Below are 11,210 nucleotides of genomic sequence, written 5' to 3' on the forward strand. Positions count from 1 at the left end.
TTTACCGGCGCGGGGTGGAGGACGCCGCGGTCTGATAGGCGCGCGATCGTTCCTCGCGGCGGGCGCGCCGGTGCGCGTTCTTGATGCTGTCGGCGCCGTTGTCGAAATGCGACTGCATCAGCTCGGCGATCGCCGGCACGTCGCGCGATCGGAACGCCTGCTCGATCAGCTTGTGCTCCTCGAACGCGGCGGCCCAGCGCTCGTGATCCAGCGTGCTGACATGCCGCGCCCGCTCCGCCCGTGGCAGCAGCAGCCGCCACGCGAGGATCAGCGACGCATTGCCGGACGACTCCACGATCAGTTCGTGGATCAGGCGATTGGCTTCGAGATAGCGTTGGCGATCGCGGCTCTCGAAATAGCGCGCCATGTCCTCCTGCAACTCGGACAGGACTTCCAGATCCTCGGGCTGCATCCGCTCGCACGCCAGCCGCGCCGCCAGCGACTCCAGCGCGCCCAGCACCGTGAACACCTCGGATGCCGCCTGCTCGTCGAGCTGGCTGACCTGCACGGTGCGATTGGGGAGCAGCGTCACCAGCCCCTCGGCCGCCAGCGTCCGCAGCGCCTCGCGCACCGGCGTCCGCGACGTGCCGAACTGTTCGCTCAACGCCACCTCGCGCAGCGGCTCGCCCGGCGCCAGCTCACCAGCCAGGATCATCCGCCGCAGCAGCGTCACCGCCTCCTGATGGCGATCCCCCTTGCGCGCAGGGATACGCTCTTCGCTGGTCGTCGGCATGTCGGCGATCTTTCGCTGCATCGATCGAGTCTACTCTTGCTGGTTCATGACGGCAATCTGTCCACGTGCCATAGCATGAATGAAGTATGCATGATCACCGCATATAAATACCTAGTATACAAGATGTGGCGAATGTGCACAGTGCAGCGCAGGAGAGGTGCTCACATGTTCCGTCATTTTTTACTGCTTGCCGCCACCGTTCTCGCCGCGACCGTTTCCGCGCCGGTGTCCGCCAAAGAGTTGGTCGTGCAGATGCGCAACAAGGGTGCAGCCGGATTGATGGTGTTCGAGCCCGCCTTCGTCAGCGCCGCGGTCGGCGACACGGTCCGGTTCGTGCCTACCGATCCGGGCCATAATGCGGAGCCGATTCCGGGGATGCTCCCGGCCGGCGTGGCGCTTTCCGCGGGCAAGATGAACCAGGCGTACGTCGTCAAGCTGACCAAGCCGGGTGTCTACGGCTTCAAATGCCTGCCGCATTACGGCATGGGAATGGTCGCCCTCGTGAAGGCCGGCAAGGCGACGCCGGCGAACCTGGTAACAGCCAGCGCAGTGAAGACGACGCCGCTCGCTACCAAACGCCTCGCGCCGCTGTTCGCCCAGGCCCGCTAACGGCGGAGTGTTACGCACCCTGCTCCGCTGCAGGCACGATCCCCTCGGCCAGGAGGCGATGCAGCGCATCGATATGCCCGCTGTCGCGCGCGCCGTTCGCGTCGGAGGTCATCACCACGGTCAGCCGCAGGTCGGGCACGACGTAGATCATCTGCCCCCCATAACCCCAGGCGAACCGGACTGGGTGGCCCGCGGCCTGCCCGATAAACCAGCCATAGCCGTACTGGCCACCGCTCCACGGGGAGGTCGTCCGCGGGGTCCAGCTCTGCTCGATCCACGATGCGGGCAGGATCCGCCTGCCGTCCACGACCCCGCCAAGCCGATAGAGTTCGCCGAAACGGGCGAGCGCGCGTGGCGACAGCCGCATCTCGTTGCCGCCGAAATACACGCCTTGCGGATCGGCCGGCCATACCGGAATTGTGATCCCGAGCGGCTCGCCCAACCACTCCCTTGCCAGTCGCAAGGTGCTCCTGCCCGACGCACGGGTGAGCATCGCCGACAGCAGGTGGGTGTTGCCGGTCGAATAGAGCATGGCGCCGCCGGGCTCGTCGACGAACGGCCGCGACAGCGCAGACCTGACCCAGTTCGGGCTCGACACCCAGCGGCCGTAGAACTCGCCCGAGGTTCGCTCCAGGCCTGCCTGCATCGACAGCAGATTGCCGATCGTCACCTGCGCGAGCCGCGGGTCGGCTTTCGCGGGCGCATCGCCGCCGAGTACCGACATGATCGGCTGATCCACGCCGCGGAACACGCCGCGCGCGATTGCGATGCCGACCAGCGCCGAGATGACCGACTTGGACGCAGACTTGATGTTGACCGGCTGGTCGAGCGACGGTCCGTTGTTGAAGCGATGCTCGGCCAGCGTCCGCCCGTCGCGCACCACCAGCAGCGAACGGATCCGGGGCAGCCGCCCTGCCGCGGCGACCGTACGGGCCATCGTCTCCGCCTTCAGTCCGGACGTCACCACGGCTGCCGGCGCCCGCCCACTCTGCGCTTGCCCCGTCGGCGCCTGCCCCACGGGCGCCGCGTCGCACGCGCAGGCGAGCAGCGCGATCGGCATCATCCACGATCGTCTCATGAAGCGATCGCGGCCTTCAGCGTGACAACAAAGCGCGCCGGCGCCTCCACCTGCGGCGCATGGCCCAGATCGTCGAGGCGGATCAGCTGCGCGTTCGGGATGCGTTTGACGGCCGCTTCGGCCGCCTGCGGTACGGTGCGGATCGATGACCGCCGATCCGCCGGGGCGCTGTTCGCACGAAAGGCGGTGAGGTCGCGCTCGCCGATGATGAGGGTGACCGGCATCGTCAGGCGCGGCAGTTCGGCTGCGATCGGCTGCGTCTGGATCATGTCGGACAGACGCGCCTGCGCGTCCCGAACGACGTCGCCATCGGCAGCGGCATATTGGCCGGCCAGCATCGCGACCCAGCGATCATAAGCCGGCCGCCATTCGCCGTGATAATAGTTGCGAAGCTGGTAGGCCTTGATCGACGCGGCGTCGGTCTTCGCCTCCTCGACGCGCAGTTGGCCCAGGTCGGCATAGGGCACGCCCTCCGCCAGCGTGTCGTTGAGGCCGAGCGGGTTGACCAGCACCAGCCTCGACACGCGGTCCGGGTGCAGCAGCGCGAACCGGGTCGCGAGGATGCCGCCCGTCGAATGACCGACCAGGACGACCTTGCCCGCCCCTGCTCGATCCAGCAGCCCACGGGTCAGTTCGGCCATCGTGTGGAAGCTGTATTGATACCCGGCGGGTTTGGACGACTTGCAGAAGCCGATCTGATCGGGCGCGATCACCCGGAAGCCGGCGCCCGTCAGCCCGCGCGCGGTCTCGTCCCACGTCGCCGCGCAGAAGTTCTTGCCGTGCAGCAGGACCACGGTGGTGCCGTTGGCGCGAACCGTCGGCGCAAGGTCGAGATAGGCCATCCGGATCGGTCGGCCCTGCGACGATGCTTCGTACCAGCGGACCGGCGCCGGATAGTCGAAGCGTTCGAGGTTCGCGCCAAGGGGAACGGTCTGCGCCATGCTGACGCTGCCCGACAGGGCGACGGATATGAGGGCGGCGGTGTAGCTGAAGCGGATCATCGACCTGCAACGACCGACCGCGACGAGATTTCCGTGGGCCGAGCTTACCGACGAGTAGGCCCGCGCTGCTGGCCCAGCCCGGTAGCTGTCCAATAGATGCCGCCCAGCAGGTGCTGCAGATATCGCTCGTCCTGGTACATCTCCACCTTGTGACCCAGCAAGGTGACGAACACCCGCCCCTTCTCGTAGGTTCGGAACCATGCTTCCGGATGATCGCTGCCCATCGGCTTGCCGACTTGCCCCGGCCAGATCTTGGTCGGATCGTAGCTCGCTTCGTCGACCTTCAGGACGGTGTTGATCGTGATGCGGAACGGGTTGGACGTGACGTAATATTCGTCGCTCCAGATCCATTTGTCGGGCAAGCCGAAGGTCGCGGGAAATCCTGGATCCGTAACGGCAACGACCGCGGTCTGGATCATGGGATGATTGACGAAGGATCGGCCGACCAGCTTTTCGTACCACGGCCACGCATCAGGCGGGATGATCGCCGCCCGGTGCACGACCATGGCGTTGCCCCCGGCGCGCATATAGTCCTCGAAATGCCTGCGTTGCGCCTCGTTCAACTGCTCCGCCGGCGTGTTGAGCCACAACACCGCCGCATATTGACGCAGATCGCCGTCGAACACCGCAGGATCGCTGGTCCAGGTGACGCCGAACGAGTGCAGCTTCGCCAGACGCTCGATGCTCTCCCGCGCGACCGGAATGTATTCGTAGTGATATTTGCTGGGCGTGGCGATGACGAGGAGCTTGAACTGCTCCTCGGCCCAGCTCGTCGCGGGCGCGAACAGGCAGAAAACGGCGACGAACGCCCGAACGATGGCCTTCATTGAGCGCACTCCTCGATCCCCGAAGCACCTGTCCAGCCCCGCGTCCAAGGCGCCAGCCGGACCTCCATCGATAAGGCCCGGCCGTCCAGCGCCTGTTCCGCCGTGATGTCAGCGTCGCGGTCTGGTCACCTGCAGCATCTCCCCGGCATAGGTGACCTCGGCATCGAAGGCGTCGCCGGTCGCGGCGGACTGCCCAGCGCCGATCCACTTCACGCGCAGCGTCCGGCTCGCGGGCATGCCCGCCCAGCCCGCGCCTTCGCGCTTGCCGACGCGGACGACGCCGGTCCGTTGATCGTAGCTGATCGGGATGCGCGAAAACGCGCCCGTTTTGTACGACGTCGATCGCCCGTCATCCTCGTACAGCGAGAAGCTGCCATCCGCGCCGGTGTAGACCGCGATCGTCAGCGGCGAGTCGCGGCGCTCGTCGACATATTGCGTGACCGGGCCCATCGGCACGATCGCACCGGCCCGCACGAACAACGGCATCCGCTCGAGCGGCGCATCCACCGCGGCGGTGGTGCCGCCAGCGAATGTCCGCCCAGTGTCGAAGTCGTACCAACTCGCGTTGCCCGGGAAATAGACCTGCCGGTTGCGCGCAGAATACGCCGTGACCGGTGCCACCAGGAACGCGTCGCCGAACAGATACTGGTCGTCGATCTTGCGCGCGCGCCGATCCGCCGGGAAGCTGGCGGCAAGCGCACGCATGATGCTGCCGTCCTTCATGTAGGTGTCGGCACCGATCGTGTAGATATACGGCATCAACCGGTAGCGAAGCTCGTCGTACCGCACCATCGATGCGCGCATCGGCGAGCCTTCGGGGCTGATCTCGTAGATCTCGCGATACGGATATTCGCCGTGGCTCCGGAACAGCGGGCTGAACGCGCCGAACTGGAACCAGCGCAGGTTGAGCTCGCGCCACTCCGCCAGATTGGCGGCGGTCGGCGTCTTGGTGGAGAACCGGTCCTCGAGCGCGAAGCCCCCGATGTCGTGCGTCCAGTTCGGGATGCCCGACATCGACGCATTCACGCCGGCCGAGATCTGCGCACGCAGATCGTACCAGCGGCTGGCGACATCGCCCGACCAGATCGCTGCGCCATAGCGTTGCAGCCCGGCAAAGCCCGAACGGGTCAGCAGGAACGGCCGAACGGTCGGCTTGAAGGCGCTCCATCCGTCGTAGAAGGATCGCGCATTCATCAGCGAGTAGCTGTTGAAGAACTCTGACGCCGGTCCCATCGCGGTCGGGCCCATCGCGTCGAGCCGCTCCTCGATCGACAGGTTCGAATGCGGATCCGGCTCGGACGCGTCGGCCCACCAGGCGTCGGTGCCGAGCTTCGCCAACCGATCCTCGATCTGCTTCCAGAAGATCCGCCGTCCGTCCGCCGAATACGGATCGTAGAAGGTGCTGGCATAGCCCGGCCCGACCCAGTCCTTGTTCCCCTGCCGCAGATTGCCCTGGTAGACCGCACCCGCAGCCGCCAGTTCCTTGTAGGTGTCGGTGGTCGGGTAGAATTTGGGCCAGACCGAGATCATGAAATTGGCATGATCGGCGTGGACCGCGTCGATCATCTTGGCCGGGTCGGGAAAGCGCGCCGGATCGAACTTGTGGCTGCCCCAGTCGGGATCGCGCCAATAGCGCCAGTCCAGCACGATGTTGTCTAGCGGGATCTTCAGCTCGCGATAGCGGTCGACGACGTTGGTGACCTCGGCAGCGGTCTCGTAGCGCTGGCGCGACTGCCAGAAGCCATAGACCCATTTGGGCATCATCTCCGACTTGCCCGTGACCTGCCGGTAGCCGGCGATCGCCGCGTCGATGCTGCCGCCCGGGATGAACCAATAATCCTTGGCCTGCGCGACGTCGCTGGTGAACCACACCGAATGCCGATCGGCATCGGGCAGCGGATCGCTGTGGAAGAACGCCATATAGCCGGCGTTCGGCTCCCACTCGATGCGGATCGCGACGGGCTTGCCGCTGACCATCGGCAGGTCGAAGTTCGCGTACCAGGGGTTCCAGTTCTGCCGCCAGCGATCGAGCACCAGCTTGCCGTCGGCATAGACCTTGTAATAGCTCGACGCGTAGAGCTGGAACTTGTGGGTGCCGGTCGCAGTCGGCATGATGTCGCCCGACCAGACCACGGTCTGCTTCTGCACGGCATTGCCTGCGGTATTCTGGCCACCGGTCGCGGCGACCGTTCGCGCCTTCGCCGCTTCGGGCCATTTCGACTGATCGTTGATGTACTGATAGTCGATCGTCGCTTCCTGTCGCGTGACCGCCGATTTGCCGTCGAGGAAATACTCTGCGCGCCAACCGGGCTTGCCGCCGCTCGTCACCTTCATCCCCTCGCCGACGAAGTCGTAGGGCTTGGGGTTGCCGAAGCGGGTGAAGGAGTTGTTGTCCCAGAGCAGGCCGTAGCCCTTCGTCGACACCACGAACGGCACGCCGATGTCCATGTTGTGCTGCGCGAGTTCGACGTCCTCGCCGTTATAATCCATCTGCGCATTCTGGTGCTGGCCGAGGCCGTAAAGCCCCTCGTCGGTGCCGCGGTTGAACTGCTGCGACACCGTCTTGGACGGCTTGCCGTCGATCACCGTCGATCCGAACGACGTCGGCGCGGATTCGGTCAGTAGCGCCTGCCCGGCGGGATCGGAGAAGCGGACGAGCCCGGTCGCCAGGCTGATCTCGGCGATCGTCTTGGGCGTCCGCACGCGGACCTGGCCCTTGCCCTCGGTGACGTCGAAGGTCCCGGCCGCCGGCGGATTGGCCACCATCAGGCTGGGCGTGCGCGGGCGCGGCGATGCGTCCTTCGGGGTCGCGACCACATGGATGATGCCGTCGCCATGCACCGCGATCTCGACCTTCGCCGCAGCACCCCCCGCCGGCGTGACGACCACGCCACCAGGCGTCCGGTCGAACCGCTGGGCGTCGGCCGCGCCGATCGCGGTGCCCGCCAACAGCAGTGAGGCCAGTGACTTAACGATCATCTTCGTCTCCAAACCCGTCTTCATCGAACCCGCCTTCGTCGAACCCGCCTTCATCGAACCCGCCTTCATCGAAACTGCCCCATCGTGATCTTCAGCACCTGCGGACGATCGACCAGGTTGATGCCGTAGTCGGTCTGGTCGCCGTTCCAGACGCGGCTCATGACCCAGCGGCCATCGACGAACCCGCCTTCCTCGACCCGCACGACCATGCCGTTCGCCACGCCGTCGGCGCCCGCGAAATCGACCCGGACATGGTCGCCGACCACCAGGAACTCGTTCTCGGACAACTGCGCCACCGCGATCCCGCCGATCGGCTCCTTGGCCCAGGGCACCGGCTCAGACTTCAGCCACTTCCAGTCGCTGAGCCCGAACTGCCATTCGGCCCACGATGCCTTGATCGTCCACTTGCCCATGCGCGTCGATTGGGCGGTGCCGTCGTCGGGCTTCGCCATGCCCCATGTCGGCCGCTCGAACGCGATCCGCGCCCAATCGCGCATGATCGATCCGACCATCGTGTAGGCGAGGGCAAGCGGCTCCAGCGTTGCGTTGCTCAGGTCGCGCGCACCCAGCGGATAGTTGAAATAGCCGCTCGCATCGATCCCGAACGGCGAATAGCCGATCGCGCCGCGACCGAGCGCGGCATAGAAATAGCGGTGGAATTCGCGCGCGTTGCCGATCTCCGGCACCATCAGCGCATTGTCGGGCCGCGCATATTTGTCGAGATACTGGACCACGTTCGCGCTCGCCCGATCATAGATGTCGGGAGCGGCGAAATCGATGTGCGGCGCCGCCGCCTTCCAAATGTCGAGCACGTCCTGCTGCGGTCCTCCGCTGGCGACGCCGTCCGGATCGGGAACGTTGGACGGTCCGGCGAGGCTTGCGTTCACGTACATCGGCAACGGCTTCACCGCCTTGCCCGCCGCGGCGATCGCGTCGACATAGGATGCGACGTACCAGGTGTTGAACGCGCGGTCGGCTTGCGCGCCATACGCCTGCGACCACGTCCCGCGCTTGCCGATGCGCCGGGCCAGCGCCGCCGGCAACGGCTGATTGAACAATCTCGTCGCCGACGCGCCATAATCGCGCGGGTTGCGGTAGCTGCCGGTCTCGTTCTGCGGCTGGACCAGGATCACGGTGTTCTGCGGGTCGTGATCGCGCAGATACTCCATCACCTTCACGAACGCGCGCGTATCGGCCTTCAGCGTCTCCGCGCCATGCGCGCTCAGCACGCCATGATCCTTCATGTCGCGCGTCTTCATCCGCGGGAACCGGCGGTTGTCGAGCTTCACCCAGTCGGGGGTGTAGGAGAGGGAGGTGTTCTTCCACGTTCCGAACCAGAGCAGCACCACGCGCTTGTCGTGCTGCCGCGCCTGATCGAGCAGCGCTTGCAGAAACGAGAGGTCGAAGCGCCCCTCCTGCGGCTCGACCTGCTGCCACGCGATCGGCACTTCGACGGTGTTGGCGTGGATTCGGTCGAGCACCGGCCAGGCGGTCTTCAATATCTCGGGATAGTTGGTCGAATTGTTGACCTGCCCGCCGAGGATCGTGAACGGCGCGCCGTCGACGATCAGCGCATGCCGGTCGCCCCGGGTCTCGATCCGCGGCACGGGCGTCGCGGTCTGCGCGACGACGGTTTGGGGGATCGCTGCGGCCATGGTCGACAAAAAAAGTACGCGTCCGATCATCGTGTTTTACCCTCTGGATCGCCGTAGAACAGGCCGCGGCCGTCGGTGCCGACATAGACCCGTCCGGGCAGGCGCGGATCCCCCGAAATCACGCGGTAGCGCGCGCCCCAACGGTGCGCGTCGTCGTCGATCCGCTGCCACGACGTCCCGCTATCGATGGACCGCCAGATCCCGCGAATACCCTGGTCGGTGCCGATCGCGAACAGCGCACCCTTGCCGATCCCGAACAGCTCGACCGCCAGCTCGCCGCTTGCCGGTGTGAAGGAGGCGCCGCCGTCGATGCTGTGGAACAGCCGCTCGCCCGCCTTCAGCCATAGCTCGCCGGCGCGATCGGGTGCGGCGAGCAGCGCGCTCTGCGCCTCCCGCCCCTGCCGCCCGCCCGGCCTGAGATCGGCAGGCAGACCGCGCCCCGCGACCGACGCGAAGGTCGCACCGGCATCTCGCGACACCAGCAGCCGGCCGTTCGCGACATCCACCGCATAGAAGACCCGCGCGTCGACCTTGTCCGCGACCGCGCGAACGCCAGCCGGCAACCCGCGTATTGTGGTCCAGCTGCGGCTACCGTCGCGCGTGCGCTGCGGGATCGGCGTCGCCACGATCATGGTCGCGCCGTCCGCCGACACCGTGATCGCCGCCTCGCCTGCAAGATCCTCGCGACGGAGCGGATCGCCCATCGGCGGCACGCGCACCGGCGCCCAGGTCTTGCCGCCGTCGTCGGAACGGGCCAGCGAGGCGGTGCGTGGCCGGTCGGCGTAGAGGCTGCCGCTGCGGACCAGTATCGCGGGCTTGCGCCCCGCATAATCCAGCGTGTTGGTGTTCGACAGATACGGGTTGGTGAAGGTCGGCTTGGGCGACCGTCGCAGATCCTGATGAACGAAGCCGGCAAGGTCGCCGAACCCAGACACGAGCGGCGCACCACCCGTCGGCGAGATCAGGGTGATGATCGCGGTCTGCTCGATACCTTCGGTCCAAGGCGCCCAGTCCACCGCACCGCGCGCGCCCAGCCCGGCAGTCGCATAGACCGTCGCGCCGGTGGTGTAGGCCAGATGCGCCGGATCGTACGGGTCGATCGCTAGCCCGGAGATCCAGTGGCCGAAATCGGCACCCTTGCCCTCGTGCAGCAGGAACGGCGTGCTGGACACGTCGCGGCGGCTCCGCTGGCCGACGTCTTCCCACGTCCGCCCGTCATCACGCGTGATCCACAGCGAGTCACCCGCCCGGTAGCGATCGATCGTCGTCACCGCGACGGTTCCGGGCGCAGACCTCGCCACTGCGACGCCAAGGAATCCGCCTTCGGCTCCCTGCGCTCGCCAGGACGGCGGCGTCACGTCGCGCGCGTCGCCTCGGGGATCGAAGCGCCAGACCGCACCGGTCGTCGCGTCGCTCGGGCCGATGCCGCTCGCATAGCCGACCCACAGCACGCCGCGCGTGTCGATCGCGGCTTTCACCGCGAGCAGACCGGGACCATCGACCGCATGCCACGTCGCTCCGCCATCGTCGGAGCGAAAGAGCGATGCGCCGCCGGGATCGGCAACGCCTGCCCAGATGCGCCGCGACGCCGTGCCCTTGCTGCCGCTGGTCGGGTCGACCACCACGAAGGCGATCCCGCCGTGACTGGTGCGCGGCTGCGGGCGGCCGAGCCCCTTCAGCGGGAAGCCCGGCATCTTGGCCCAGGTCGCGCCCGAGTCATTGCTCTGCCAAAGCCCGTCGTGGCGCGAGCCGAAGAACAGCCTGGTCGGATCGTTCGGGTCCACCGCGAGCCGCTCGCCGAGCCCCCTGCCCGCTTCGTTGCCGCCCATCGCGAACGGCACCGGCACGATCCGCCACGTCGCACCCCGATCCGCGGACCGCATGATCGCCGCCGGCTGCCCGGCGTTCATCCCCGCCGCCAGATACACCACATCGGGGTTCACGGGATCGGGCGCGATGCTCTCGATGCCCATATAGCTGGACACGGCATTGCCATCCTGGAGCGCGATCCAGCGGCGCTGCGCGGCATCCCAACGATAGGCGCCGCCCATGTCGGTACGCAGATAGGCGAGCCCGCGCTCGACCGGGCTGAACACGATATTGGGCGCATAGCCACCCGCGCCGACCTTCACGTTGGTCCAGCGATAGGGTTCGGTGGCAGCGGCGGGGCGGCCGAGCGCAGCGACGGGCGCCGCGAGCATGATCACGGCCAATACGCTGCCAAGCAGTCGGCGCTCTATGGCAAGATTCCTGGGCATGTCGGGCGAAGATGGCATCAAGCAAACTGCCTGCCTAGAAAAAGCCCGGACGGTTCGGATGAACCGCCCG

Annotated in this window: 8 protein-coding genes; 1 reads left to right on the plus strand and 7 read right to left on the minus strand. The window is 66.8% G+C overall.

Going from position 1 to position 11,210, the window contains the following annotated elements:
* Nucleotide 1 precedes the first annotated feature (1 nt).
* Nucleotides 2-754 carry a GntR family transcriptional regulator gene (locus ACFE77_RS00135; protein ID WP_375419585.1) on the minus strand — a complete coding sequence of 251 codons (753 nt, stop codon included), beginning with the start codon at nt 752-754 and terminating at the stop codon, nt 2-4.
* 69 nt (nt 755-823) lie between these two features.
* Here ACFE77_RS00135 and ACFE77_RS00140 point away from each other — a divergent pair, with 69 nt between their 5' ends.
* The gene (locus ACFE77_RS00140; protein WP_375419586.1) at nt 824-1,342 is read left to right on the plus strand and encodes a pseudoazurin; all 519 of its coding nucleotides are present in this window, start codon (nt 824-826) and stop codon (nt 1,340-1,342) included.
* Between the two features lie 10 nt (nt 1,343-1,352).
* On the opposite strand, the gene ACFE77_RS00145 is transcribed toward ACFE77_RS00140, so the two are convergent.
* The 6 genes from ACFE77_RS00145 to ACFE77_RS00170 form a co-directional block, all read right to left on the minus strand.
* Nucleotides 1,353-2,405, minus strand: coding sequence for a serine hydrolase domain-containing protein (locus ACFE77_RS00145; RefSeq protein WP_375419587.1), 1,053 nt, complete (start codon nt 2,403-2,405; stop codon nt 1,353-1,355).
* An 11-nt stretch (nt 2,406-2,416) separates the two neighbouring features.
* Nucleotides 2,417-3,421, minus strand: a complete 1,005-nt coding sequence (locus ACFE77_RS00150) for an alpha/beta fold hydrolase (RefSeq protein WP_375419588.1) — start codon at nt 3,419-3,421, stop codon at nt 2,417-2,419.
* A 44-nt stretch (nt 3,422-3,465) separates the two neighbouring features.
* Nucleotides 3,466-4,248 carry a ThuA domain-containing protein gene (locus ACFE77_RS00155; protein ID WP_375419589.1) on the minus strand — a complete coding sequence of 261 codons (783 nt, stop codon included), beginning with the start codon at nt 4,246-4,248 and terminating at the stop codon, nt 3,466-3,468.
* 108 nt (nt 4,249-4,356) lie between these two features.
* Nucleotides 4,357-7,251: a TIM-barrel domain-containing protein gene (locus tag ACFE77_RS00160; protein ID WP_375419590.1), complete on the minus strand. Its 2,895-nt coding sequence runs from the start codon at nt 7,249-7,251 to the stop codon at nt 4,357-4,359.
* Nucleotides 7,252-7,292: 41 nt separating this feature from the next.
* Nucleotides 7,293-8,912 (minus strand): DUF5597 domain-containing protein, encoded by a 1,620-nt coding sequence (locus ACFE77_RS00165; RefSeq protein ID WP_375419591.1) that lies wholly within the window; start codon nt 8,910-8,912, stop codon nt 7,293-7,295.
* Entirely contained in the window at nt 8,909-11,083 is a 2,175-nt protein-coding gene (locus ACFE77_RS00170) for a WD40/YVTN/BNR-like repeat-containing protein (RefSeq protein WP_375419687.1), read from the minus strand. The genes ACFE77_RS00165 and ACFE77_RS00170 overlap by 4 nt, the downstream gene beginning before the upstream one ends.
* Between the last annotated feature and the right edge of the window lie 127 nt (nt 11,084-11,210).

Source organism: uncultured Sphingomonas sp. (assembly GCF_964243315.1).
In the GTDB taxonomy this organism is placed as follows: Bacteria; Pseudomonadota; Alphaproteobacteria; order Sphingomonadales; family Sphingomonadaceae; genus Sphingomonas.